Annotated in this window: 26 protein-coding genes; 12 read left to right on the top strand and 14 right to left on the bottom strand. The window is 71.3% G+C overall.

Features of this window, described 5'->3' with window-relative positions; translation table 11 throughout:
* Window positions 1-10 precede the first annotated feature (10 nt).
* The 8 genes from recA to IEZ25_RS08590 all read left to right on the top strand — a co-directional run bounded on the left by recA (window position 11) and on the right by IEZ25_RS08590 (window position 5,942).
* Entirely contained in the window at window positions 11-1,063 is a 1,053-nt protein-coding gene (gene recA / locus IEZ25_RS08625) for a recombinase RecA (RefSeq protein ID WP_191198993.1), read from the top strand.
* A 129-nt stretch (window positions 1,064-1,192) separates the two neighbouring features.
* Window positions 1,193-1,939, top strand: a complete 747-nt coding sequence (locus tag IEZ25_RS08620; RefSeq protein WP_191198992.1) for a regulatory protein RecX — start codon at window positions 1,193-1,195, stop codon at window positions 1,937-1,939.
* A 43-nt stretch (window positions 1,940-1,982) separates the two neighbouring features.
* On the top strand, window positions 1,983-2,471 hold the full coding sequence (locus tag IEZ25_RS08615) for a phosphoribosyltransferase (RefSeq protein ID WP_191198991.1): 489 nt from the start codon (window positions 1,983-1,985) through the stop codon (window positions 2,469-2,471).
* Between the two features lie 6 nt (window positions 2,472-2,477).
* The gene (locus tag IEZ25_RS08610) at window positions 2,478-3,197 is read left to right on the top strand and encodes a GNAT family N-acetyltransferase (RefSeq protein WP_191198990.1); all 720 of its coding nucleotides are present in this window, start codon (window positions 2,478-2,480) and stop codon (window positions 3,195-3,197) included.
* Window positions 3,198-3,204: 7 nt separating this feature from the next.
* Window positions 3,205-4,059: a PPK2 family polyphosphate kinase gene (locus tag IEZ25_RS08605; protein WP_191198989.1), complete on the top strand. Its 855-nt coding sequence runs from the start codon at window positions 3,205-3,207 to the stop codon at window positions 4,057-4,059.
* Window positions 4,056-4,856 carry a HipA family kinase gene (locus IEZ25_RS08600; protein ID WP_318152119.1) on the top strand — a complete coding sequence of 267 codons (801 nt, stop codon included), beginning with the start codon at window positions 4,056-4,058 and terminating at the stop codon, window positions 4,854-4,856. The genes IEZ25_RS08605 and IEZ25_RS08600 overlap by 4 nt, the downstream gene beginning before the upstream one ends.
* A complete protein-coding gene (locus tag IEZ25_RS08595) occupies window positions 4,853-5,230 on the top strand; it encodes a DUF3037 domain-containing protein (protein WP_191198988.1) in 378 nt (125 codons plus the stop codon). Before IEZ25_RS08600 ends, IEZ25_RS08595 begins: the two co-directional genes overlap by 4 nt.
* A 19-nt stretch (window positions 5,231-5,249) precedes the next feature.
* The gene (locus IEZ25_RS08590) at window positions 5,250-5,942 is read left to right on the top strand and encodes a DNA alkylation repair protein (RefSeq protein ID WP_191198987.1); all 693 of its coding nucleotides are present in this window, start codon (window positions 5,250-5,252) and stop codon (window positions 5,940-5,942) included.
* A 15-nt stretch (window positions 5,943-5,957) separates the two neighbouring features.
* Here IEZ25_RS08590 and IEZ25_RS08585 read toward each other — a convergent pair whose 3' ends face one another.
* The 6 genes from IEZ25_RS08585 to IEZ25_RS08565 all read right to left on the bottom strand — a co-directional run bounded on the left by IEZ25_RS08585 (window position 5,958) and on the right by IEZ25_RS08565 (window position 10,318).
* Window positions 5,958-6,701, bottom strand: coding sequence for a sirohydrochlorin chelatase (locus IEZ25_RS08585; RefSeq protein WP_191198986.1), 744 nt, complete (start codon window positions 6,699-6,701; stop codon window positions 5,958-5,960).
* A 76-nt stretch (window positions 6,702-6,777) separates the two neighbouring features.
* Window positions 6,778-7,521 (bottom strand): phosphoadenylyl-sulfate reductase, encoded by a 744-nt coding sequence (locus tag IEZ25_RS08580; RefSeq protein ID WP_191198985.1) that lies wholly within the window; start codon window positions 7,519-7,521, stop codon window positions 6,778-6,780.
* Window positions 7,518-7,682 (bottom strand): Insertion element protein, encoded by a 165-nt coding sequence (locus IEZ25_RS08575; protein WP_191198984.1) that lies wholly within the window; start codon window positions 7,680-7,682, stop codon window positions 7,518-7,520. The genes IEZ25_RS08580 and IEZ25_RS08575 overlap by 4 nt, the downstream gene beginning before the upstream one ends.
* Window positions 7,679-9,397, bottom strand: coding sequence for a nitrite/sulfite reductase (locus tag IEZ25_RS08570; protein WP_191198983.1), 1,719 nt, complete (start codon window positions 9,395-9,397; stop codon window positions 7,679-7,681). Before IEZ25_RS08570 ends, IEZ25_RS08575 begins: the two co-directional genes overlap by 4 nt.
* Window positions 9,398-9,467: 70 nt before the next feature.
* Window positions 9,468-9,536 carry a putative leader peptide gene (locus IEZ25_RS22460; protein WP_397183597.1) on the bottom strand — a complete coding sequence of 23 codons (69 nt, stop codon included), beginning with the start codon at window positions 9,534-9,536 and terminating at the stop codon, window positions 9,468-9,470.
* Between the two features lie 155 nt (window positions 9,537-9,691).
* The gene (locus IEZ25_RS08565) at window positions 9,692-10,318 is read right to left on the bottom strand and encodes a DUF5701 family protein (protein WP_318152118.1); all 627 of its coding nucleotides are present in this window, start codon (window positions 10,316-10,318) and stop codon (window positions 9,692-9,694) included.
* Between the two features lie 104 nt (window positions 10,319-10,422).
* Here IEZ25_RS08565 and IEZ25_RS08560 point away from each other — a divergent pair, with 104 nt between their 5' ends.
* The gene (locus tag IEZ25_RS08560) at window positions 10,423-11,859 is read left to right on the top strand and encodes a glycine hydroxymethyltransferase (protein WP_191198982.1); all 1,437 of its coding nucleotides are present in this window, start codon (window positions 10,423-10,425) and stop codon (window positions 11,857-11,859) included.
* Window positions 11,860-11,893: 34 nt separating this feature from the next.
* On the opposite strand, the gene IEZ25_RS08555 is transcribed toward IEZ25_RS08560, so the two are convergent.
* Together IEZ25_RS08555 and IEZ25_RS08550 are read right to left on the bottom strand one after the other, a co-directional pair.
* A complete protein-coding gene (locus tag IEZ25_RS08555; RefSeq protein ID WP_318152117.1) occupies window positions 11,894-12,613 on the bottom strand; it encodes a response regulator in 720 nt (239 codons plus the stop codon).
* Window positions 12,610-14,193, bottom strand: coding sequence for a sensor histidine kinase (locus tag IEZ25_RS08550; protein ID WP_191198981.1), 1,584 nt, complete (start codon window positions 14,191-14,193; stop codon window positions 12,610-12,612). Before IEZ25_RS08550 ends, IEZ25_RS08555 begins: the two co-directional genes overlap by 4 nt.
* A 134-nt stretch (window positions 14,194-14,327) precedes the next feature.
* Between IEZ25_RS08550 and IEZ25_RS08545 the strand changes: the two genes are divergently transcribed.
* Window positions 14,328-15,686, top strand: coding sequence for a cation:dicarboxylate symporter family transporter (locus IEZ25_RS08545; protein WP_191198980.1), 1,359 nt, complete (start codon window positions 14,328-14,330; stop codon window positions 15,684-15,686).
* Window positions 15,687-15,772: 86 nt separating this feature from the next.
* Here IEZ25_RS08545 and IEZ25_RS22195 read toward each other — a convergent pair whose 3' ends face one another.
* Together IEZ25_RS22195 and glgA are read right to left on the bottom strand one after the other, a co-directional pair.
* Window positions 15,773-16,660, bottom strand: coding sequence for a DUF559 domain-containing protein (locus IEZ25_RS22195; RefSeq protein WP_191198979.1), 888 nt, complete (start codon window positions 16,658-16,660; stop codon window positions 15,773-15,775).
* Between the two features lie 132 nt (window positions 16,661-16,792).
* Entirely contained in the window at window positions 16,793-17,980 is a 1,188-nt protein-coding gene (gene glgA, locus IEZ25_RS08535) for a glycogen synthase (RefSeq protein ID WP_191198978.1), read from the bottom strand.
* A gap of 79 nt (window positions 17,981-18,059) precedes the next feature.
* Here glgA and glgC point away from each other — a divergent pair, with 79 nt between their 5' ends.
* Window positions 18,060-19,307 carry a glucose-1-phosphate adenylyltransferase gene (glgC, locus tag IEZ25_RS08530; protein ID WP_191199245.1) on the top strand — a complete coding sequence of 416 codons (1,248 nt, stop codon included), beginning with the start codon at window positions 18,060-18,062 and terminating at the stop codon, window positions 19,305-19,307.
* Here glgC and IEZ25_RS08525 read toward each other — a convergent pair.
* Genes IEZ25_RS08525 through IEZ25_RS08510 form a run of 4 tightly spaced genes read right to left on the bottom strand, consistent with a single transcriptional unit; the run spans window position 19,304 to window position 21,601 of the window.
* Window positions 19,304-20,530, bottom strand: a complete 1,227-nt coding sequence (locus IEZ25_RS08525; protein ID WP_191198977.1) for an RNA polymerase sigma factor — start codon at window positions 20,528-20,530, stop codon at window positions 19,304-19,306. The genes glgC and IEZ25_RS08525 overlap by 4 nt on opposite strands.
* Window positions 20,531-20,532: 2 nt before the next feature.
* Window positions 20,533-20,886 (bottom strand): YciI family protein, encoded by a 354-nt coding sequence (locus IEZ25_RS08520; RefSeq protein WP_191198976.1) that lies wholly within the window; start codon window positions 20,884-20,886, stop codon window positions 20,533-20,535.
* Complete coding sequence (locus IEZ25_RS08515; protein WP_191198975.1) at window positions 20,883-21,239, bottom strand: YciI family protein; 357 nt, start codon at window positions 21,237-21,239, stop codon at window positions 20,883-20,885. The genes IEZ25_RS08520 and IEZ25_RS08515 overlap by 4 nt, the downstream gene beginning before the upstream one ends.
* 11 nt (window positions 21,240-21,250) lie before the next feature.
* Entirely contained in the window at window positions 21,251-21,601 is a 351-nt protein-coding gene (locus tag IEZ25_RS08510; protein WP_191198974.1) for a YciI family protein, read from the bottom strand.
* A gap of 134 nt (window positions 21,602-21,735) precedes the next feature.
* Between IEZ25_RS08510 and pgm the strand changes: the two genes are divergently transcribed.
* On the top strand, window positions 21,736-23,379 hold the full coding sequence (pgm, locus tag IEZ25_RS08505; protein WP_191198973.1) for a phosphoglucomutase (alpha-D-glucose-1,6-bisphosphate-dependent): 1,644 nt from the start codon (window positions 21,736-21,738) through the stop codon (window positions 23,377-23,379).
* The last annotated feature ends 8 nt before the right edge of the window (window positions 23,380-23,387 follow it).

The following is a 23,387-nucleotide window of genomic DNA, read 5'->3' as shown; positions in this document are numbered from 1 at the left end:
GGACACAGCCATGGCTGGAGCAGACCGCGAGAAGGCCCTCGACGCCGCGCTCGCTCAGGTGGAGAAGCAGTTCGGCAAGGGCTCGGTCATGCGACTGGGCGACGAGACGCGTGCCCCGCTCGAGGTGATCCCCACCGGGTCGATCGCCCTCGACGTGGCCCTCGGCCTCGGTGGTCTCCCGCGCGGTCGCGTGGTCGAGATCTACGGCCCGGAGTCGTCGGGAAAGACGACCGTCGCCCTCCACGCGGTGGCCAGTGCCCAGGCCGCCGGCGGCATCGTGGCCTTCATCGACGCCGAGCACGCGCTCGACCCCGACTACGCCAAGGCCCTCGGCGTCGACACCGACGCCCTGCTGGTCTCCCAGCCCGACTCCGGTGAGCAGGCGCTCGAGATCGCCGACATGCTGATCCGCTCCGGTGCCCTGTCCCTGATCGTCATCGACTCCGTGGCCGCCCTGGTGCCCCGTGCGGAGATCGAGGGTGAGATGGGTGACAGCCACGTCGGCCTCCAGGCCCGACTGATGAGCCAGGCGCTGCGCAAGATGACCGGTGCCCTCAACAACTCCGGCACCACCGCCATCTTCATCAACCAGCTGCGCGAGAAGATCGGCGTGATGTTCGGCTCGCCCGAGACCACGACCGGTGGCCGCGCGCTGAAGTTCTACTCCTCGGTGCGCCTCGACGTGCGCCGCATCGAGACGCTCAAGGACGGCACCGACATGGTCGGCAACCGCACCCGCGTCAAGGTCGTCAAGAACAAGGTGGCCCCGCCCTTCAAGCAGGCCGAGTTCGACATCATGTACGGCAAGGGCATCAGCCGCGAGGGTGGCCTGATCGACGTCGGCGTCGAGGCGGGCATCATCCGCAAGGCCGGCGCCTGGTACACCTACGAGGGCGACCAGCTCGGCCAGGGCAAGGAGAACTCGCGCAACTTCCTCAAGGACAACCCCGACCTCGCCAACGAGATCGAGAAGCTGATCCTGGAGAAGCTCGGCGTGACGCCTGCGGTCGACAAGCCCGCCGACGAGCTGAGCGACGAGCCCATCGGGGTCAACGACTTCTGACCGGGCAGCTGACCTCGAGGGACGAGGAGTCGGCGTGCGCCCGGGCAGGTTGAGCGAGCGTCCGGCTGAGCCTGCGAAGCCGGAACCGCGCGTCGAAACCAGCAGCCTGCGCTTGAGGAGGAGTGTCCGATGAGCGAGGAAGTTCGTCCGGCCCCCGACTGGGTCGGCGACGTCGGCCTCGGCGTGCAGGCGTGGGTGGGGGAGACCCCACCCACGCCGGCCGAGTCCCGTGGCCCACGCGGCCGCTCGGTCGACGGGCCCGAGGGCGGCGCACGGGGCAGGAGGAAGAAGCGCTCGCGACGCACGTGGGAGGAGCGGGAGGCGGCCCGCGTCGCCCGCGAGGAGGCGGCGGCCGCCGAGGTCGAGGCCGATCCCGAGGCGGTGGCCCGCAAGATCCTGCTCGACGCGCTGACCGGCCAGGCCCGCTCTCGCAAGGAGCTGGCCGACAGGCTCGCCAAGCGCGGGGTCCCCGACGAGCTGGCCAGTGGTCTGCTCGACCGCTTCACCGAGGTCGGCCTGATCGACGATGCCTCCTATGCCCGCCAGTGGGTCGAGAGCCGACACCGCAGCCGGGGCCTGGCTCCCCGGGCACTGGCCCAGGAGCTGCGTCGCAAGGGGGTGGGCGACGAGGAGACCAAGGCGGCGCTGGAGCAGATCGACGACGGTGACCAGCGCGAGGCGGCTCGGGCTCTGGTCGAGAAGAAGCTGCGCACGATGCGCGGTCTCGACCAGCAGGTCGCCACGCGCCGGCTGGCTGGACTGCTGGCGCGCAAGGGCTACACGGCCGGGCTCGCCTTCTCGGTCGTGCGGGAGGCGCTGGCCGACGCAGGCAGCGACGACGACGTGACCGACGTCATCGAGCCGCACGACTTCTGACCCTCCTCTTTCGGCCGCCCTGCGCCTCTGGTGGGATGTGCGCGTGAGCAACGAGCGCGAGGTCCTCACCTACGACCTGTTCGGCACCGCCAGCCGCGAGCTGGCGCAGGAGGTGGCCGACTCGGGTTTCGAGCCCGACCTCATCCTCTCGATCGCCCGCGGCGGCCTGGCGCTGGGCATGGGCCTGGGCTACGCGCTGGGCGTGAAGAACCTCTCGGTGATCAACGTCGAGTTCTACACCGGCGTCGACCAGCGCCTCGACGTGCCGATCGTGCTGCCCCCGACACCGGCGGCCGTCGACCTGTCGGGCCTGAAGGTGCTCATCGCCGACGACGTCGCCGACACCGGGCGCACGCTCGAGCTGGTCCACCAGTTCTGCGAGGGGCACGTCGCCGAGGCCCGCACGGTCGTGATCTACGAGAAGCCGCAGTCGGTGATCAAGCCCGACTACGCCTGGCGCAGGACCGAGCAGTGGATCGACTTCCCGTGGTCGATCCTCCCGCCGGTGGTCGGCACCGGACTCGCGCACTGACGAGGCATGGACCGCACCCCGGTCGTCGTCCGGTGCGGCGAGCGTGAGCTCCGCGGAGGGGTGCGGTCCGCCGAGTCCTGGGCTGCTGCGGCGTGTCGCGTTGCCGCGCCCCTGAGTGGCACGGTCGTCGCGGCCGACCTGTCCGGTCCGACCAAGGCCTTCGTGGTCGAGCCCGACCTGACCGTGACGCTGCGCACGATGACCCGTGGCGACCTCCCGCTGCTGGCTCGGTGGCTCGGTGAGCCACACGTGCAGCGCTGGTGGCACCACGATGGTGAGCCGACCGCCGAGAGGGTCGCGACGACGTACGGTCCTCGCATCGACGGCTCGACACCCACGTGCATGTGGGTCGCCGAGGTCAACGGACGCTCGGTCGGCTTCGTCCAGGACTACCGGATCCGCGACTACCCCGACTTCGCGTTGCTCACCCCGGACCCGGACGCGATCGGCCTGGACTACGTGATCGGCGAGCCCGAGTGGGTCGGCCGCGGTCTCGGAGCGCGGGTGCTGTGGACCTGGATGCTGGACGCCGCGCGTCGGTTCCCCGCCGCCGAGGGCTTCTTCGCCGCCCCCGACCACACCAACGTGGCGTCGTTGCGGGTGCTCGACAAGGTCGGCTTCACCCGGGGCATCTGGTTCGACGAGCCGCAGCGCGACGGCGGGGTGGCCACGATGGTGGGCTGCACCCTCGACGTACGCCGCGTGCTGCGCGGCTCTGCGACATGATGTCCTCATGACGACCTCTCCCATCGCCGAAGCCCTGAGACTTCCCGCCGGGCCGGTCGACCTGACGGCGATCGACACCGATGCGGCGCCTGGCTTCGACGGGAGGAAGGCCGACGGCAAGGAGGCGTTGGCGGCGATGGAGCCCGAGCTGGCCGACCTCCAGGAACGGCTCTGGGCCGAGCGCACCGCCGGGTCCGAGCGTCGCGTGCTGGTCGTGCTGCAGGGCATGGACACCAGCGGCAAGGGCGGCGTGCTGCGCCACACCATCGGGCTCGTCGACCCGCAGGGGGTGCGGATCACCAGCTTCAAGGCGCCGACCGAGGAGGAGCGTGCTCACGACTTCCTGTGGCGCATCGAGAAGGGTCTGCCCTCCGCCGGGTTCATCGGGGTGTTCGACCGCAGCCACTACGAGGACGTGCTGATCGCCCGCGTGCGCGGCCTGGCCGACCCGGGGGAGATCGAGCGCCGCTACGGCGCGATCAACGACTTCGAGGCGCGTCTGGCCGACCAGGGTGTCTCGATCATCAAGTGCATGCTCCACGTCAGCGCGGACGAGCAGAAGGCACGGCTTGCCGAGCGGCTCGCCAACCCGGAGAAGCACTGGAAGTACAACCCCGGTGACCTCGACGAGCGTGCTCACTGGGCCGAGTACCGCCGTGCCTACGAGGTGGCCCTGGAGCGCACGAGCACCCAGATCGCTCCGTGGCACGTGGTGCCGTCCGACAAGAAGTGGTTCCGCAACCTCGCGATCGGCCAGCTGCTGCTCGACACGCTGCGCGGCCTCGACCTGCAGTGGCCGGTGGCCGACTTCGACGTCGAGGGCGAGAAGCGGCGACTGGCCGAGGAGACCCCGGTCCGGTGACCGCGACCGGACTGCCCACCGTCACCGTCACGCGCTACGTCACACCGCTGCGCGAGGGCGGCAGCCTGCCCGGGATCGTCGAGGCCGACGATCTCGGCACCTACGTCTGCAAGTTTCGTGGCGCCGGACAGGGCGCGAGGGTGCTGGTCGCCGAGGTCATCGTCAGCGAGCTCGCCATCCGGCTGGGCCTCCGCACGCCGCGCCTCGTCGTGCTCGACCTCGACCCCGAGCTGGCCCGCTACGAGGCCGACGAGGAGGTCCAGGACCTCATCCGGGCGAGCGTCGGTCCCAACCTCGGCATCGACTTCCTGCCCGGCTCGTTCGGCGTCGACGGCCAGCTCGCGGTCGGGGACGAGGGCGCCCGGGTCCTGTGGCTGGACGCGTTCACCGCCAACGTCGACCGCTCCTGGCGCAACCCCAACCTGCTGGTGTGGAACGGCGACCTGTGGGTGATCGACCACGGCGCCTCGCTCTACTTCCACCACGGCTGGCGCTCCGGCGTCACCGATCCGACGAAGTTCGCGGCGCAGCCGTGGGACGTCAGTGGTCACGTCTTCGAGACGTGTGTCGACCGCGCACGCGAGATGGACGAGGAGATCTCGGCCAGTCTCGACCGCGAGGTCTTCGCCGAGGTGCTGGCCCGCGTGCCCGACGTCTGGCTCGAGCCGCTCCCCGGGGCAGACGGAGCAGGCGAGCTGGGGCCGGATGCGCTGCGCGAGGCCTACGTCGACTTCCTCACCGCTCGGCTCGGCACGCGCCAGTGGCTGCCTGCTGCGCACGGTGGTGCCTCGGCATGAGGGTCGCCTACCAGTACGTCGTCCTCCGCTGCGTGCCGAGACCCGACCGCGAGGAGTTCCTCAACGTCGGGGTCGTGCTGCACTGCCAGGCCGCCGACTTCCTCGCCGCGGACTGGTCCGTCGACGCCGGGCGGCTGCGCGCGCTCGCCCCGGGCATCGACGTCGACCAGGTCTGCGAGGCGCTCACCTTCGTCGACCAGGTCTGCAGCGGTGACGAGGGAGCAGGCGAGGCTGCGCGTCAGTCCCTCGGTCAGCGGTTCGGCTTCCTCAAGGCACCCCGCAGCACCGTCCTCCAGCCAGGTCCGGTCCACGGTGGTGTCACCGACGACCCGGCCCGCCAGCTCGAGCGCCTGCGCGAGCGGCTGGTCGGCTGAGCCCTGGTCGGCACCTGGGATGACGTACGTCGGAGCCGTCCGCGCCGCGCTCGCCGAGGTCGGCGACCCCGCGCGGGCGGCCCAGCAGCAGGCCTACATGAAGTCGGCCATGCCCTGCGTCGGGCTCGCCGCACCCGAGCTGCGGGCGCTGCTGAGGCCGATCCTGGTCGAGCACCGGTTCATCGACCGCGCCCAGTGGGAGGACGCCGTCGTCGAGCTGTGGGACGACGCGAGCCACCGTGAGGAGTGGTACGCCGCGATCGCCCTGCTGCGACATCGCCACCACCGGCAGTGGCTCGACGCGGACCTGCTGCCGCTGCTCGAGCACCTCGTGCGGACCGGCGCCTGGTGGGACGTGGTCGACGAGATCTCCGGCCACCTGGTGGGTCAGGTGCTGCTGGACCACCGCCAGGTCGTCACGCCGGTGACGGACGCCTGGTCGGTGGACGCCGACTCCATGTGGGTCCGACGCTCGGCGATGATCGCGCAGCTCCGGCACGAGGATGCGACGGACACCGACCTGCTCGAGCGGGTGCTGGTCGCCAACCTCGGCGACACGGCGTACGGCAAGGAGTTCTTCATCCGCAAGGCGCTCGGCTGGGCGCTGCGGCAGCACGCACGCACGGACCCGGCGTGGGTCTGGAGGTTCGTCCGGACCCACACCGACCGGTTGAGCGGGCTCTCGCGCCGCGAGGCGCTCAAGCACCTCTAGGCGTAGCAGGAGAGGTCAGACCGGGACCAGCTCGACCGCGCCGACGGCGTAGCGGGCCAGGATCGCGCGGGCCACGGCCGGGTGCGCACCGAGCGGGTCGGAGACGGCCACGGCGCCGGCCTCGAGCGCGAGCTCGGCGGCCCGGTCGGGAAGCTTGCCCGGTGCGAGGAAGAACGACGCGACCGCGACGTGGCGCTTGCCCTCGGCGCGGAAGGCGCGCACCGCCTCGCCGGTGGCCGGGGGAGCGGCCGAGGCGAACGCCGCGGTGACCGGCAGCCTGTGCCGGGTCGCCCAGGTGCGGGCGATGCGGGCCACGGACTGGTTGGCCAGCGCGTCGGAGGACCCGGCGGCCGCCAGGACGAGCGCGTCGAGCTCACGCACGCGAGCGTCCTTGAGCGCGTCGCGCAGGCGGACGTCGAGGACCTCGAGGAACGCGGCCTCCATGCCGAGGATCCGGCTGGCCTGGATCTTCACGCCTTCGTGGCGCGCCATCGCCGAGGCGATCGCGGCCGGGACGTCGACCTTGGCGTGGTAGGCCTCGGTGAGCAGGAGCGGGACGACGACGATCTCGTCGAAGCCTGCCTTCACGAGCCGGTCGACGACCGTGTCGAAGCTCGGCTTGGAGAGCTCGAGGAACGCCGTCTCGACGCGGAGGTCGGGTCGCATCGACTTGACCTCGGCGACGAGGGCCTTGATCGTCGCGGCCGAACGCGGGTCGCGGCTTCCGTGAGCCAGGGCAATCAGAGCAGGAGCAGCCATCAGGGGTGCCTCCGATCGTGCGTAGTGCGGTGGTGCTGGGTGGGTGCGACGGCGTTGTCGCGGGACGGGGAGACGGTCATGCGTGGATCCCGCACTCGGTCTTGGTGGTGCCGGCCCATCGGCCGCTGCGCGGGTCGTCGCCGGGCGCGACGCGTCGCGTGCAGGGCCAGCAGCCGATGCTGGGATAGCCGTCGTGGACGAGCGGGTTCACCAGCACGCCGTTGTCCTGGATGTAGGCGTCGATCTGCTCGTCGCTCCACCGCGCGAGCGGGGAGACCTTGACCTTGCCCTTGCGGGCGTCCCAGCCGATGACCGGGGCGATGACCCGGTTGTGGGTCTCGGCCCGGCGCAGGCCGGTCGCCCAGGCGTCGTACTCGCCCAGGGTGTCGGCGAGCGGCTTGACCTTACGCAGTGCGCAGCACAGGTCGGGGTCGGTCTTGTAGAGGTCCTTGCCGTACTGCTCGTCCTGCTCGGCGACGGTCAAGGAGGTGCTGACCGTGCGCAGGTTGACCGGGAGCGTGGCCTCGACGGCGTCGCGGGTGCCGATCGTCTCGACGAAGTGGTAGCCGGTGTCGAGGAAGACCACGTCGATGCCGGGGGCGACCGACGAGGCCAGGTGGGCCAGGACGGCGTCGCCCATCGACGAGGTGATCGCGAACCGGTCGCCGAATGTGGCGACGGCCCACTCGATGATCACCTCGGCCGGCGCGAGCTCGAGCTCGGCGCCGACGTGGGAGACCAGCTCGCGCAGCTCCTCCGGCGTACGACCGGCGGTGTGCGTGCCCTTGAAGTCGCGGGCGGCCTGCGTGGAGAGGCTCATGCGGTGCCACCCCCCGTCGACGGGTGCGGGATCATGCCGGTCATCTGGACGGTGAAGCTCCGCAGGCACGAGCGGCACTCCCAGGCCCCTGCACCCTCGCGGGGGAACAGGTTCTCGTCCCCGCAGTAGGGGCAGTGGAAGGGCTGCGCGCGCTCGCTCATGACAGCGCCGGCTCGGGCTCGCCGCGCAGCAGCTTCTCGTCGGCTCGCGCGACCCAGGCGGCGAAGCGCTCGCCCTCCGTGCGGTCGTCGAGGTAGGCGGACACGACGGCGGTGACGTAGTCGTCGAGACCGGCGCTGGTGATCTTGTGGGCGCGCAGCTTGCGGCCGAAGTTCGCGCCGAGTGCCAGCGCTCCGCCGAGGTGGACCTGGAAGCCCTCGACCTGGTTGCCGTCGGCGTCCATCACGAGCTGGCCCTTGAGGCCGATGTCGGCGACCTGGGTGCGGGCGCAGGCGTTGGGGCAGCCGTTGACGTTGACCGAGATGTCGGTGTCGAGGTCGGGGAAGCGCTTCTCCAGCTCGGTCACCAGCAGACGTGCGCGCTCCTTGGTGTCGACGATGGCGAGCTTGCAGAACTCGATGCCGGTGCAGGCCATGGTGGAACGGCGCCAGTTGCTCGGACGGGCCGTGAGGCCGATCTTCTCGAGGTCGTCGGCGAAGGCCTCGGTGTCCTCGGCGGCCACGCCGATGACGACGAGCTTCTGGTAGGCCGTCAGCCGGGCGCCCTCGGCGCCGTACTGCTCGACGAGGTCGGCGAGGCCCGAGAGCGTGGTGCCGTCGATGCGACCGACGACCGGCGCGGCGCCGACGTAGAAGCGACCGTCCTGCTGCTCGTGGATGCCGATGTGGTCGCCGGGTCGCACGGGCGACTCGGGCGAGGGGTTGTCGACGAGCGCGCGGTGGAGGTACTCGTTCTCCAGGACCTCGCGGAACTTCTCCTTGCCCCAGTCGGCCAGCAGGAACTTCAGCCGAGCCTTGGAGCGCAGACGGCGGTAGCCGTAGTCGCGGAAGATGCCGGCGACGCCCTCCCAGGCGTCGGCCACCTCGCCGACCGGGATCCACACGCCGAGCTTGTGCGCGAGCATCGGGTTGGTGGACAGGCCACCGCCGACCCAGAGGTCGAACCCGGGGCCGTGCTCGGGGTGGACGGTCCCGACGAAGGCGACGTCGTTGACCTCGGGGGCCACGTCGTGGCTCGGGTGGCCGGTGAGCGCGGTCTTGAACTTGCGCGGCAGGTTGGAGAAGTCGGGGTTGCCGAGGATGCGGCGCTTGATCTCCGCGAGCGCCTCTGAGCCGTCGATGATCTCGTCCTTGGCGATGCCGGCGACGGGGGAGCCAAGGAAGGGGCGCGGGCTGTCGCCGCACGCCTCGAGGGTGGTGAGGCCGACCGCCTCGAGGCGCTCCCAGATCGCCGGGACGCTCTCGATCTCGATCCAGTGGTACTGGATGTTGTTGCGGTCGGTGATGTCCGCGGTGTTGCGGGCGTACGTCGTCGACACCTCGCCGAGCGCCCGGAGGGCCGGCCCGTCGAGGATCGCGCCGTCGGTGCGCACGCGCATCATGAAGAAGCGATCGTCGAGCTCCTCCTCCTCGAGCTGCGCGGTCTTGCCGCCGTCGAACCCGGGCGCGCGCTGGGTGTAGAGACCCATCCAGCGGAAGCGGCCACGCAGGTCGGCGGGGTCGATCGAGTCGAAGCCGCGGCGCGAGTAGGTGTAGAGGATGCGGTCGCGCACGTTGAGCGGGTCGTCGTCCTTCTTGGACTGCTCGTTCTTGTTGAGCGGTTCGGTGTAGCCGAGGGCCCACTGACCCTCCGCGCGCTTGGGGCGCGGGATCTCGGTGTTCTGGGCAGCCTGGGGCTTAAACCGGAGGTCGGGCATGTCAGGAGAGTCCTGTTCGCTGAGGATTGCCGCGCGCGACGTTGAGCACGGGAGGGGGTGGGGGGCGGCGTCAGCGATGCCAACAGGTCGCGCTGCCCACGCGCATGAGGTCGACGTGACGTCGAACCACCAGGTGCATGTGGGTGGAGGCGGTGACCATGTCAAGAAGTCTCAGGGGTTGGACAGCTCTTCCACAACCCGAAATCTCGTTCCATGAGATGGAGCGCCACGATGTGAGACGGACGGGCGTCGGCACGCGGACCCCGGGTCGAACGTGCGACCCAGGTCACACCTTCAGCGGTGCGCGGCGCAGGCGGCCACCCGCTCGTCGCACGAGGCGATCCCGAGCCAGGTGTGCCGGTTGCCCCACCAGCACCAGCCGAGCTTGGGGGCGTCGCGACGCTCCGTGCCGTCGCGACCGGTCCCGTTGCTGATCCACAGTGCAGGGGTGCGGGCGTCGTACGCGCCGTTCGGCTTGCGCAGCCGCGACCCCGGCGTCATGAAGCAGTGGTTGCGCTCGAGCACCTGCTCGTCCTGGAGGACCCAGTGCAGTCCCTCCTCGAGGGTCAGCGGTCGACGACCTCCGGCCAGGATCTCGGGCACGGCCTCGGCCGGCGTGCGGTTGCCGAACGCCTCACCGCGGTCCAGCCCGGTCGCGACGTAGGGGCCGTCCGGCACCGGGGAGTCGTCGGTGGGGCCGAACGCGTCGACGTCGGTCATGTCCTCGACGACGAAGCCCGGCCGGTCGCCACGCCTCATCAGCGGGGCGAGCGAGGAGGCCGGCGCACCGGTGACCAGCAGGCCGCCCGCGGGGCCGGTCCGCGCAGCCTCCAGGAGGTCGTCCGCCGCGAGTCCGGCGACGACGTGGACGCCCAGACGGACGAGCCGCTCGGCCTGGTCGTGGAGCGAGGGGAGGGGCACGGGGGAGTCCAACGGACCGCCTGCCGTCAGGGTTCCCACGACGTCCAGTCCACCACGCGTCGGCCCCCTCCACGACCTGCCCGACGACCTCTAGGCTGTGCGCCATGACGGACTCCCTGATCAGCAGCGCGTACTCCCAGGCACTCGAGGTCATCGCCTCGGTCGAGCCGCGAATCGCCGAGGCGACTCGTCAGGAGCTCGCCGACCAGCGTGCCTCGCTCAAGCTCATCGCCTCGGAGAACTACGCCTCGCCCGCCGTCTTGATGACGATGGGCACCTGGTTCAGCGACAAGTACGCCGAGGGCACCGTCGGGCACCGCTTCTACGCGGGCTGCCAGAACGTCGACACCGTCGAGTCGCTGGCCGCCGAGCACGCGCGCGAGCTGTTCGGCGCGGAGTACGCCTATGTGCAGCCCCACTCCGGGATCGACGCCAACCTCACGGCGTACTGGTCGATCCTGGCCCACCGCGTCGAGGGCCCGTGGCTCACCGACGCCGGCGTGAAGAACATGAACGACCTGTCCGAGGCCGACTGGGAGAAGCTGCGCGGTGCCCTCGGCAACCAGCGCCTGCTCGGGATGAGCCTGGACGCGGGCGGCCACCTCACCCACGGCTTCCGGCCCAACATCTCGGGCAAGATGTTCCACCAGAACCAGTACGGCACCGACCCCGAGACCGGGCTCCTCGACTACGACGCGCTGCTGAGGAAGGCGCGCGAGTTCAAGCCGCTCATCCTGGTCGCCGGCTACTCGGCCTACCCGCGTCGGGTGAACTTCGCCAAGATGCGCGAGATCGCCGACGAGGTCGGCGCCACCTTGATGGTCGACATGGCACACTTCGCCGGCCTCGTGGCCGGCAAGGTGTTCACCGGCGAGGAGGACCCGGTCCCCTACGCCCACGTCGTCACCAGCACCTCGCACAAGTCGCTGCGCGGTCCGCGCGGCGGCTTCATCCTCGCCACCGAGGAGTACGCCCCGAGCGTCGACCGCGGCTGCCCGATGGTGCTCGGCGGTCCGCTCAGCCACGTCATGGCGGCCAAGGCCGTCGCGTTCGCCGAGGCCCGCACCCCCGAGTTCCAGGGCTACGCCCAGAAGGTCGCCGACAACGCCCAGTCGCTCGCCGAGGGTTTCTTGACCCGCGGCGCGAAGCTCGTCACCGGCGGCACCGACAACCACATCGTGCTGCTCGACGTCTCGTCCTTCGGCCTCACCGGCCGCCAGGCCGAGTCCGCGCTGCTCGATGCGGGCGTCGTCACCAACCGCAACTCGGTCCCGTCCGACCCCAACGGCGCCTGGTACACCTCCGGCATCCGGTTCGGCACGCCCGCGCTGACCACGCGAGGGTTCGGCCGCGAGGAGTTCGACACGGTCGCGGAGCTGGTCGTCGACGTGCTCAGCAACACCGAGGCCGGCACCAACAAGGCCGGCGCGCCCAGCAAGGCGACCTACGTCCTCGGCGACGGCGTGGCCGACCGCATCACCAAGCAGTCCGCCGAGATGCTCGACAAGCACCCGCTCTACCCGGGTCTGAACCTCTCCTAGCGAGCGCAGCGAGCAGCGCTCGTGGCCTCGGTCCTCAGCTGGGGCTGTCAGGACTGTCGGGGCCGGCCCAGACGTAGCCGACCTCGGGGCGTCCGGCACCGCCGTAGCGCGGTTGCCGGGCGACCCTGCCCTCGTCGGCCAGGTGCTCGAGGTAGCGCCGGGCGGTGACGCGGGAGACGCCGACCTCGGCACCGGCCTCGGTGGCGGAGAGGCCGTCGGGGCTGCGCCGCAGCGCCTCGACCACCGCGCGCAGCGAGTCCAGGCTCATGCCCTTGGGCAGCTCCTCGCCGGTCGGCCGGCTGCGCAGTGCCCCGAAGAGCTGGTCCACGTCGTCCTGCACCACGTCGGCGGGTGAGCTCTCCAGGCGCGTGCGGAACTCGGCGTACTGCTCGAGCTTGTTGCGGAACGCGGCGAACGTGAAGGGCTTGAGCAGGTAGAGCACCACCCCCTGTGACACCGCACGCCGGACGACCTCGGTGTCGCGGGCCGAGGTCACCGCGATCACGTCGACCGGTCGCCCCTCCGCCCTCACCCGCTGCAGCAGACCGAGGCCGTGACCGTCGGGCAGGTGCATGTCGAGCAGCAGCAGCTCGATCGTGTCGTCACGCCGCAGCAGACGCAGGGCCTCGCCTGCCGAACGGGCGACGCCGGCCAGCTCGAAGCCCGGGAGGCGACCGACGTAGGTCGCGTGTGCCTCCGCGGCGACCTCCTCGTCCTCGACGACGAGGACCCGCACGCTCATGGGTGTGCTCACCGCGGCTCCGTCACGTCGAGCACGAAGCGGGCCCCTCCGAGCGGCGAGTCGGTCACCTCGAGCGTCCCGTGGTGGCGCGAGATGACCTGCGTGACGATCGCCAGCCCGAGGCCGCGCCCCTCCGCGGCCTTGCTGGACCACCCGCGGTCCAGGACGTGGGCGCGGTCCTCCGGGGCGATGCCCGGACCCGAGTCGTCGACCTCGATGCGCAGGTGCTCGTGGTCGCCGTCGAGCAGCACCCGCACCTGCTGCGGCCGGCTCGCGCGAGTGCCGGCGACGGCATCGAAGGCGTTGTCGACCAGGTTGCCGACGAGCGTGACGAGGTCGCGCGAGTCGACCGGGAGGTCGGCCGGCAGCTCGCCGTCGATGTCGAGCGCGATGCCACGCTCCGCGGCCTGGGCGGTCTTGCCGAGCAGGAGGGCGGCCAGCACCGGCTCCTCGACGGCCGCCACCAGCTCGTCGGCGAAGCCCTGGGCCACGTGGAGCTCGGAGGTGGCGAACTCGACCGCCTGCTCCGGTCGCCCCATCTCGACCAGGGACACGATCGTGTGGAGCCGGTTGGCGGCCTCGTGGCTCTGCGCGCGCAGCGACTCCGTCAGCCCGCGCACGAGGTCGAGCTCACCGGTCACGGCCTGCAGCTCGGTGCGGTCGCGCACCGTCACGACGGCCCCGACCTCGGCCTGGCGCCAGTAGGCCGGGGAGGTGCTGAAGACGAGCACCTGCTGGCCCATCACGAAGGTCTGGTCGGCGGCGGCGTCGCGCTGCTCGACCGCGGCGACGAGCCCGGGCGGCAGGTCGAGCTCGGTGAGCGAGCGGCCCTCCACGGGGTCGGGCAGCGCGAGGAGCCGCACGGCCTCGTCGTTGACGAGCTGGACCCGCAGGTCGGAGTCGACGAGCAGCAGCCCTTCTCGGACGGCGCCGAGGACGGCGCGGTAGTACTCGTACATCCGGGTGATCTCCTGCTCGCCCATGCCGTGGGTCTGCCGGCGGAGCCTTCGCGCGATCAGCCAGGCGCCGAGGACGCCGGCGAGCAGGGTGGCCAGCGCCGCCACGGCGATGCCGGGCAGGTCCTCGAGCAGGCGGCGGTCGAGCCGGTCGACCGTGATGCCGACCGCGACCAGGGCGACGACCCGGCCGTCGTCGGTCACCGGGACGACGGCGCGGACCGACGGTCCCAGCGTGCCGGCGTAGAGCTGGGTGAACGCCCGGCCCTGCAGGGCGCCGCCGATGTCACCGACGAACCGTCCGCCGATCTGCGCGACGTCGGGATGGGTCCACCGGATGCGCTCGGGACTCATCACCACGACGAAGTCGGTGCCGGTGTCGCGGCGCACCTCCTCGGCGAAGGGCTGGAGCAGGCTGGTGGGGTCGGCCGTCTCGACGGACTGCCGCACGAAGGGCGAGTCGGCCACCGACCGTGCGACCGCAGACGCCTGCTCACGGGCGTGGGCACGGGAGTCGCGGCGGGCGTCCCACGCGACGAGGGCGACCGCGGTCACGACCAGCACCACCACGACGCCGATCTGCAGCAGCATGATCTGCCGCGCGACCGGGCTCTCGCCATCGCCGCGTCGCGTCATGCGGTGGATTCTGCCCCACGGGAGGCCGTGCTTGTGACGGCGAACACAACGCACGAAACGGTGACTGCCGTCACAACCGGGAGCAGGGTGGCACCCGGGCCGGCGAACGCCGGCACCGGAGCCAGGAGGAGACCATGAGCACCACCCCCACCGCGGACGCGCCGAAGGTCAGGCGCGACCGCACCCACTACCTCTACATCGCGGTGATCCTCGCGGTGATCCTCGGAGCCGTCGTCGGATTCGTCTTCCCCGACTTCGCGGTCGGGCTGAAGTGGATCGGCACGACGTTCGTGGCGCTGATCAAGATGATGATCCAGCCGGTCATCTTCTGCACCCTCGTCCTCGGCGTGGGCTCCGTGCGCAGCGCGGCCAGCGTGGGCAAGGTCGGCGGGCTCGCCCTGGCGTACTTCCTCACGATGTCGACCGTCGCGCTCGCCATCGGCATGGTCGTCGGCAACCTCCTCGACCCGGGCAAGGGGCTGCACCTCTCCGAGGCCGTCGCCGGCGTCGGCAAGGAGCAGGCGGCCGAGGGCCACGGCTCGACCACGGAGTTCATCGCCGGCATCGTCCCGGACTCCCTGCTGTCGTCGCTGACCTCGGGCGAGGTGCTCCAGACGCTGCTGGTCGCCCTGCTGGTCGGCTTCGCGCTGCAGGCGATGGGCCGCTCCGGCGAGCCGATCCTCGGCGCGATCGGGCACATCCAGCGGCTGGTCTTCCGCGTCCTCGCGATGATCATGTGGGCCGCCCCGGTCGGCGCCTTCGCCGCGATCGCCGCGGTCGTCGGCGAGACCGGTGTCGACGCGCTCAAGAGCCTGTTCACCATCATGGTCGGCTTCTACATCACCTGCTTCCTGTTCGTGTTCCTCGTGCTCGGCGCGATCCTCAAGCTCTCGACCGGCGTGAACATCTGGAGCCTGCTGAAGTACCTCGGCCGCGAGTTCCTGCTGATCGTGTCGACGTCGTCGTCCGAGTCGGCGCTGCCGCGACTGATCGCCAAGATGAACCACGCCGGTGTCGACAAGACCACCGTCGGCGTCGTCGTCCCGACGGGCTACTCCTTCAATCTCGACGGCACCGCGATCTACCTGACGATGGCCTCCATCTTCATCGCCGACGCCCTCGACAAGCCGCTCAGCATCGGCGAGCAGGTCTCGCTGCTGCTCTTCATGATCATCGCGTCGAAGGGCGCCGCCGGGGTCACCGGCGCCGGCCTGGCCACCCTCGCCGGCGGCCTCTCCTCGCACCGCCCCGAGCTGCTCGACGGAGTCGGCCTGATCGTCGGCATCGACCGCTTCATGTCCGAGGCCCGCGCGGTCACCAACTTCGCCGGCAACTCGGTCGCCACGATCCTCGTCGGGCACTGGACCGGGACCCTCGACCGTCCTCAGCTCGACCGCGTCCTCGCCGGGGACGACCCCTTCGACGAGGCCACCATGGTCGACGACGACCACGGCGCCCCGCCCGCCGAGCGGGAAGAGGCCGCGGCTCACTGACACGGCACCAGCTGCGCCCCGGGACCTCGGTCCCGGGGCGTGCTGCTGCGTCGACACGCGGACCTTGGTGGCGTACGCCGATCGCGCTAAGCGGCGCGCGCGTCCAACCGTCCGACCAATGTCTGCGTGTCTCCTGCGAGCGTTCGGATGAGCACCTCGCGCACCCAGTCGGCTCGGAACATCACGTCCTCCCACGTGAACCGGAGGACGGTCCATCCCTCGGAGGTCAGCAGTGTGTAGCGGCGGACGTCCTTGCGGAAACCCGCACGGTTGCCGTGCCACTCGTAGGACTCGCACTCGACGACGATTCGCCTGTCCCGGTCCACCAGGTCGGGTCTGGCCCAGCAGTGCGGTGTCGATATCACCACCTGGGGTTCGACGTCGAGACCCGGCACCGAGTGGCAGATGGCGCGGGTGACCGACTCGAAGGCGTTGGCCGACTCTGCACTGGCGCGTTGTGCGACCTCACGAGCCTTCGTCTGTCCGCGACCGCGCACCAGCATCGCGGCTCGCCGGAGTGTCGCAACCTCACCCGCTCGCAGAGCGGAGTCCGCGATCACGAGTGCCTCGTCGTAGGGCAGCAGTCGCAGGCACTGGACCAGGGTGAGCTCCCTGCTCGTGGCCGGACCGTCGATCTCGTCCGGCTCGAGGTCGCGGCGATGGAGGACGACCGCGTCACGCCAACGTCGAGGGACGTTGCGCTTGCGCGGCACGAGGACGTGTGGCTTCTCCGGTAGCGCCTTGACCTCCCACTCGTGGTGGAGTGCGGCACTCGTCAGGCACAGGACGGCGTTCATCGCATGCGCCGTCGTCGGGGCGGCATCGACCTCTGCGAGGGCATACCTGCCGTGCCCCACCCGCACGACCGCCTCGGCGCGCAGTGCGCGGTCGACCTCGGCGCGCGAGGTGGCCTGGATCAGTGCCGCTCGGGTGCCCAGCCCACCCATGCGCCGGATCGCGGTGACGGCCTCCACGCGCCCACTCTCGTCGATGCGAGGCGATCGGCGCGTGCGTCATCCACAGGCCGTGGACGCGCGGGCATCTCCTCACCCATCAGCCACCGCCACGCTCACCTGGCGTGGCGCGAGTGACCAACGTCCGCGCGTCTACGCCAGCGAGCGGTAGAGGTCGAGCGTGCGGGCGGCGATCGAACCCCAGCTGAAGGACTCCTCGGCGCGCCGGCGGCCGGCCCGGCCGTAGGCACGCGCCCGGTCGGGGTCGCTGACCGCGTCGGTGAGCGCGGCGCCCAGGTCGGCGACGTACTGCTCGGGGTCGAGCGGGGTGCCGGTGCCGTCGGTGGCCTGCTCGATCGGCACCAGCCAGCCGGTCTCGCCGTCGACGACGACCTCGGGGATCCCGCCGGTGGCGGTGGCAACGACGGCGGTCTCGCAGGCCATCGCCTCGAGGTTGACGATGCCGAGCGGCTCGTAGATCGACGGGCAGGCGAAGACCGTCGCGGCGGTCAGCAGCGCGACCACGTCGGGTCGGGGGAGCATCTCGGCGATCCACACCACGCCGGAGCGGGTGGCGGCGAGGTCGTCGACGAGCCCGCGGACCTCGGCCTCGATCTCCGGGGTGTCCGGCGCGCCGGCGCACAGCACCAGCTGCACCTCGGGCGGCAGCGCCGCGGCCGCGCGCAGGAACAGCGGCAGACCCTTCTGGCGGGTGATCCGGCCGACGAAGATGACGCTCGGCCGATCGGGGTCGACGCCGAGCTCGCGCACCCGGTCGGGGTTGCTGAGGGGCGACCACCGGGTGGTGTCGATGCCGTTGTGCACCACGTGCACACGCGCCGGGTCGACATCCGGATAGCTGCGGACCACGTCGTCGCGCATGGCGGCGCTGACGGCGACGATGCCGGCGGCACCTTCGTACGCCGTCCGCTCGGCCCAGCTCGACAGGGCGTAGCCGCCACCGAGCTGCTCGGCCTTCCACGGCCGCATCGGCTCGAGCGAGTGGGCGCTGACGACGTGGGGGATGCCGTGCATCAGCCCGGCGAGGTGGCCGGCCATGTTGGCGTACCAGGTGTGGGAGTGCACGAGGTCGGCCCCGGCGCAGTCGTCGACCATCGCCAGGTCGACGCCCAGCGTGCGGATCGCGGCGTTGGCGCCGGACAGCGACTCCGGCTCGGCGTACGCCGTCGTGCCCGGCTCCGAGCGCGGTGCGCCGAAGCAGCGCACGCGGGCGTCGACGTCGGGCAGCACGCGCAGGGCGCGGACCAGCTCGGCGACGTGCACCCCCGCACCGCCGTAGACCTCCGGGGGGTACTCCTTGCTGAGGACGTCGATGCGCATACAGCGAACCTAGCGCCAACCCCACCTCCCCAGGATGGTCGACCGCGTCCGGTCCACCGGCTAGTTTCATCGCATGGCCATCACGCCCCCGCGCAAGAAGGTCCTCGCAGTCGTCCTGGCAGGCGGTGAGGGCAAGAGGCTGATGCCGCTCACCGCGGACCGGGCCAAACCCGCGGTGCCGTTCGGAGGGATCTACCGCCTCATCGACTTCGCGCTGTCCAACGTCGTCAACTCCGGCTACCTCAAGGTCGTGGTGCTGACCCAGTACAAGTCGCACAGCCTCGACCGCCACGTCACCACCACGTGGCGGATGTCGAACCTGCTCGGCAACTACGTCACCCCGGTGCCGGCCCAGCAGCGCGTGGGCAAGCGGTGGTACCTCGGCAGCGCCGATGCGATCTACCAGTCGCTCAACCTGCTCACCGACGAGCAGCCGGACATCGTCGTCGTGGTGGGCGCAGACCACGTCTACCGGATGGACTTCGCGCAGATGGTCGCCGACCACGTCGAGTCCGGAGCAGGCTGCACGGTCGCCGCGATCCGCCAGCCGATCAGCCTCGCCGACCAGTTCGGTGTCATCGACGTCGACCCGGGCGCGCCGCAGAAGATCCGGGCCTTCCTGGAGAAGCCGACCGACCCGGTCGGTCTGCCCGACGCCCCCGACGAGGTGCTCGCCAGCATGGGCAACTACGTCTTCACCGCCGATGCGCTCCGCGACGCGGTGACCCGGGACGCGGAGATCGAGGGCTCCAAGCACGACATGGGCGGCGACATCGTGCCGTGGTTCGTCGACAAGTCGGAGTCGGCGGTCTACGACTACAAGGACAACGAGGTGCCGGGCGCGACCGACCGCGATCGCGGCTACTGGCGCGACGTGGGAACCATGCGCTCCTACTACGACGCACACATGGACCTGGTGTCGCCGCTGCCGGTCTTCAACCTCTACAACACCGCCTGGCCGATCTACACCAGCTACGGCCCGCACCCGCCGGCCAAGCTCGTCGAGGGTGCCAACGGCGCCCCCGGCTCGACGTTCAACTCGATCCTCTCGCCCGGCACCGTGGTCAGCGGCGGCACGGTCAACCACTCCGTGCTGTCCCCGGCCGTGTGGGTCAAGGACGGCGCCGAGGTGTCCGACTCGGTGCTGATGGATGGCGTCCGGATCGGTGAGGGGGCGGTCGTGCGCAACGCCATCCTCGACAAGGGCGTCGTGGTGCCGCCCGGCGTGCAGATCGGCGTGGACCACGACGCCGACCGCGCCCGCGGCTTCGTGGTCGACGAGGGCCTGACGGTGCTGGCCAAGCAGCAGCCGGTGCCGGAGGACTAGAGCCTCTCGCGCTGGGTCTCCAGGAAGGCTCGCTCGACGTCGTTGCGGCATGCCGCGATCGCCTGGTCGTACGCCGCCCGTGCGGCGTCGACGTCGCCGGCGCGGGTGAGCAGCTCGGCACGGACCGCGGCGGGGCGGTGGCTGTCGGGGATCTCGAGTCCTTCGAGGGCGTCGAGCCCAGCCGCGGCGCCGCGGTCCTCGGCGACCGCGACGGCCCGCGCGAGCCGGGCCGATGGCGACGGCTCGACCTGCAGCAGCAGGTCGTAGCACTCCACGATGCGGTCCCACCGGGTCGCGTCGGGCGTCGGCGCGGTGGCGTGCTCGACGGCGATCCGCGCCTGGAGGACGTACGACGCTGCCGGCCGGGTCAGCGGACCGGCGAGCACCGGGGAGGCGAGCAGACGCGTCGCCTCGGCGATGTCGTCGTGGTGCCAGCGGGTGCGGTCCTGGTCGGCCAGCAGGACGAGACGTCCGTCGTGGGTGCGGGCGTCGCGGCGCGAGTGCTGGAGCAGCATCAGCGCGAGCAGGGCGACCAGCGCGGGCTCGGCCGGGCGCAGGCCGAGCACGACCCGGACGAGCCTGATCGCCTCGCCGGAGAGGTCGGCGCGCAGCAGGTCGGGTCCGGTGCCGGGGGCGTAGCCGGCGGTGAAGGCGAGGTACGCCGTCCGGGCGACGAGGTCGAGCCGGTCGGGCAGCACGGAGGCGTCGGGCACGGCGAAGGGGATGCCGGCGCCGACGATGCGCTTCTTGGCGCGGGTGATCCGGGCGGCCATGGTCGGCTCGGGCACCAGGAACAGCCGGGCGATGTCGGCGGTCGGGACGCCGAGCACCAGCCGCAGGCTGAGCGCGCTGGCCGACTCGGGCGCCAGCGCCGGGTGGGCGCACATGAGCACGAGCCGCAGCACGTCGTCCTCGACCAGGGCGCCGCTGTCGGCCATGGTGCGGGCTCCTTCCTGGTGGCGCTCGGCATCGGTGAGCAGCAGGGCCTGCTTGCGACGAGCCACGTCCTCGGTGCGGAGCCGGTCGAGCACCCGGCGTCGGGCGGTGGTCATCAGCCACCCCGCCGGGTTGTCGGGGACGCCGTCCTCGGGCCACGTCCGGCTGGCGGCCTCGACCGCGTCGCCGAGGGCGTCCTCGACGAGGTCGAGTCTTCGGAACTGCGCCAGGAGCAGGGCCACCAGTCGGCCCCACTCCTGGCGCACGACCAGCTCGAGCTCGGTCACGGTCAGTAGGGGTCGACTGCCGGGGTGAGCTGCATGTCGTAGGCCGGCAGGATCCGGAGCAGCTCCAGCAGCACGTCGAGGTCCGGCACCTCGAGCAGGTAGAACCCGCCCATGCCCTCGACGACCTCGGCGTAGGGGCCCTCGGTGACGGCGACCTGCCCTCCACGGGTGCGGACGGTCGTGGCGTGGCTGGGGCCGCTCAACGCCTCGCCGGCGAGGATCTCGACGCCGTCGCGCTCCCGGCAGGCGGCGTCGAAGGCCTCGAACTGCCCCATCACCTCCGCCTGCTCCTCGGGCGAGTGGTCCGTCCACGCCTTGAGCTCACCGTCGCCGATGAGCAGCACCAGGTACTTCACGACGCCACCTCGCCGGTCAGCTTGCGGCGCACCTCGACGGCGTCCCCGGTGTCGGAGAGGATCCGGCACACGTCCATCAGGTCGTCGAGGTCGTCGGTGCTGACCTCGTAGTAGCCGCCGAGCTGCTCGGTGGTCTCGGCCCACGGGCCGTCGGTGACGACGTCGGCGTGGGGCGCGAGGCTCTTCGCCTCCGAGGCCCGCGGCAGCTCGGCGCCGCCGACGATCGTGTGGCCGCGCCTCACCAGCTCCGCCGTGAACCGCCCGTGGACGTCGTAGGTCGCCTTCTTCCCCTCCTCGGGCGAGTCCCACCACGCCTCGGTGTCGCCGAACAGCAGGACGATGTAGTCGGTCATGTCGCTTCTCCTCACCCGGCCAGTCGCCGGAGCTCGATGTGCTCACCGCGGCTCGCGAACCTCGTGCACGCGGCCCGGAGGTCGGCCTCGTCGCCGGACTCGACGAGGTAGAACCCGACCACCTGCTCGGCGGTCTCGCTGAACGGTCCCTCCGTGACGAGCGCGCCGCCCTCGCCGTCGGGGCGCATGGAGGTGGCCTCGGCAGAGGGCTCCAGCGGGCTGACCGCCACCAGGGTGTGCCCACCCTCGGCGAGGTCTCGGTGGAACTGCTGGTGGGAGGCCATGCCCTTCTCGTGCTCCTCGGGCGGGAGCTGGGCCCACTCGGCCTCGGGGGCCGGCAGGAGGATCAGGTAGCGGCTCATCGGGTGTGCGCTCCTTCGGTGTCGGGGGCCGCCGGGCGGCGGCCTCACCCCTGTGACGGTTCGATCCTGCCCGATTCGACAGCCGGGGCCGGACTTTCTCGACTCGGGGTGCCGGACCCACCAAGATGGTGACCATGGCCACCCACGCACGAGCCGGACAGACCGCCCGCCCCGAGGACCTGGTGGACGTCGCCCACCTGGTCACGGCCTACTTCGACCTCCAGCCCGATCCCGACGACGTCGCCCAGCAGGTGGCGTTCGGCACCAGCGGTCACCGCGGCACGTCGCTGAACACGTCCTTCAACGAGGTGCACATCGCCGCGACGACCCAGGCGATCTGCGACTACCGGCAGGAGCAGGGCTACGACGGTCCGCTCTTCATCGGCCGCGACACCCACGCACTCTCCGAGCCCGCGTGGGCCACCGCGCTCGAGGTGCTCGTGGCCAACGACGTGACGGTCCTCGTCGACGACCGCGACGGCTTCACCCCGACCCCGGCGGTGAGCCACGCGATCATCCGCGCCAACCAGGGGCGTACGACGGGCAGCGGGCTCGCCGACGGCATCGTCGTGACCCCCTCGCACAACCCGCCGCAGGACGGCGGCTTCAAGTACAACCCGCCCCACGGCGGCCCCGCCGACTCCGACGCCACCAGCGTCATCGCCGCACGCGCCAACGAGCTGATCCGCGCCAACCTCGAGGGCGTGCGCCGCGTGGCGTTCGCGAAGGCCCGGGCCGCGGCCGGGAGCTACGACTTCATGGGGACCTACGTCGACGACCTGCCGCAGGTCCTCGACCTCGACGCCGTCCGTGACGCGGGAGTGCGCATCGGCGCCGACCCGCTCGGCGGGGCGAGCGTCGCCTACTGGGGCGAGATCGCGGAGCGCCACCGCCTCGACCTGACCGTGGTGAACCCGCTGGTCGACCCGACGTGGCGCTTCATGACGCTCGACTGGGACGGCAAGATCCGGATGGACTGCTCCTCGCCCCACGCGATGGCCTCGTTGGTGAGCCGCAAGGACGAGTACGCCATCGCCACCGGCAACGACGCTGACGCCGACCGGCACGGCATCGTCACCCCGGACGCCGGCCTGATGAACCCCAATCACTTCCTCGCGGTCGCGATCGCCCACCTCTTCGGCGGTGCCCGTCCGGGCTGGCCCGCCTCGGCACGGATCGGCAAGACGCTGGTGTCGAGCTCGATGATCGACCGGGTCGCGGAGTCGATCGGCAAGCCGCTGGTCGAGGTGCCGGTCGGCTTCAAGTGGTTCGTGCCCGGGCTGATGGACGGCTCGTTCGGCTTCGGCGGAGAGGAGTCGGCGGGCGCCTCGTTCCTGCGCCGCGACGGCTCCACGTGGACCACCGACAAGGACGGGCTCCTGCTGGCGCTCCTGGCCAGCGAGATCCTCGGCTCGACCGGGAAGACCCCCAGCGAGCACTACGCGGAGCTCGTCGCCCAGCACGGCGACCCGGCGTACGCCCGCATCGACGCACCGGCCGACCGTGAGCAGAAGGCCAAGCTCGCGGCGCTCTCGCCCGAGGACGTGGCCGCCACGGAGCTGGCGGGGGAGAGGATCACCGGCAAGCTCACCGAGGCGCCCGGCAACGGCGCGAAGATCGGAGGGCTCAAGGTGACCACCGAGTCGGCGTGGTTCGCTGCCCGCCCGAGCGGCACCGAGGACGTCTACAAGATCTACGCCGAGTCGTTCCGCGGACCCGAGCACCTCGCCCAGGTGCAGGACGAGGCGCGTGAGGTCGTCAGTGCCGCCCTGACCTGACGCCGGCT

It is taken from the genome of Nocardioides hwasunensis (assembly GCF_014779665.1).
In the GTDB taxonomy this organism is placed as follows: Bacteria; Actinomycetota; Actinomycetes; order Propionibacteriales; family Nocardioidaceae; genus Nocardioides; species Nocardioides hwasunensis.
The sequence above is the reverse complement of the archived record's forward strand: the minus strand, read 5'-3'. Positions and strand labels throughout refer to the sequence as shown.

What these genes read in the sequence shown, in the direction of transcription:
- recA (WP_191198993.1), top strand. Translation starts at nt 11, where the DNA reads ATGGCTGGAGCAGACCGCGAGAAGGCCCTCGACGCCGCGCTCGCTCAG.
- IEZ25_RS08620 (WP_191198992.1), top strand. Translation starts at nt 1,193, where the DNA reads ATGAGCGAGGAAGTTCGTCCGGCCCCCGACTGGGTCGGCGACGTCGGC.
- IEZ25_RS08610 (WP_191198990.1), top strand. Translation starts at nt 2,478, where the DNA reads ATGGACCGCACCCCGGTCGTCGTCCGGTGCGGCGAGCGTGAGCTCCGC.
- IEZ25_RS08605 (WP_191198989.1), top strand. Translation starts at nt 3,205, where the DNA reads ATGACGACCTCTCCCATCGCCGAAGCCCTGAGACTTCCCGCCGGGCCG.
- IEZ25_RS08595 (WP_191198988.1), top strand. Translation starts at nt 4,853, where the DNA reads ATGAGGGTCGCCTACCAGTACGTCGTCCTCCGCTGCGTGCCGAGACCC.
- IEZ25_RS08590 (WP_191198987.1), top strand. Translation starts at nt 5,250, where the DNA reads ATGACGTACGTCGGAGCCGTCCGCGCCGCGCTCGCCGAGGTCGGCGAC.
- IEZ25_RS08585 (WP_191198986.1), bottom strand. Translation starts at nt 6,701, where the DNA reads ATGGCTGCTCCTGCTCTGATTGCCCTGGCTCACGGAAGCCGCGACCCG.
- IEZ25_RS08580 (WP_191198985.1), bottom strand. Translation starts at nt 7,521, where the DNA reads ATGAGCCTCTCCACGCAGGCCGCCCGCGACTTCAAGGGCACGCACACC.
- IEZ25_RS08575 (WP_191198984.1), bottom strand. Translation starts at nt 7,682, where the DNA reads ATGAGCGAGCGCGCGCAGCCCTTCCACTGCCCCTACTGCGGGGACGAG.
- IEZ25_RS08570 (WP_191198983.1), bottom strand. Translation starts at nt 9,397, where the DNA reads ATGCCCGACCTCCGGTTTAAGCCCCAGGCTGCCCAGAACACCGAGATC.
- IEZ25_RS08560 (WP_191198982.1), top strand. Translation starts at nt 10,423, where the DNA reads ATGACGGACTCCCTGATCAGCAGCGCGTACTCCCAGGCACTCGAGGTC.
- IEZ25_RS08550 (WP_191198981.1), bottom strand. Translation starts at nt 14,193, where the DNA reads ATGACGCGACGCGGCGATGGCGAGAGCCCGGTCGCGCGGCAGATCATG.
- IEZ25_RS08545 (WP_191198980.1), top strand. Translation starts at nt 14,328, where the DNA reads ATGAGCACCACCCCCACCGCGGACGCGCCGAAGGTCAGGCGCGACCGC.
- glgA (WP_191198978.1), bottom strand. Translation starts at nt 17,980, where the DNA reads ATGCGCATCGACGTCCTCAGCAAGGAGTACCCCCCGGAGGTCTACGGC.
- IEZ25_RS08515 (WP_191198975.1), bottom strand. Translation starts at nt 21,239, where the DNA reads ATGACCGACTACATCGTCCTGCTGTTCGGCGACACCGAGGCGTGGTGG.
- IEZ25_RS08510 (WP_191198974.1), bottom strand. Translation starts at nt 21,601, where the DNA reads ATGAGCCGCTACCTGATCCTCCTGCCGGCCCCCGAGGCCGAGTGGGCC.
- pgm (WP_191198973.1), top strand. Translation starts at nt 21,736, where the DNA reads ATGGCCACCCACGCACGAGCCGGACAGACCGCCCGCCCCGAGGACCTG.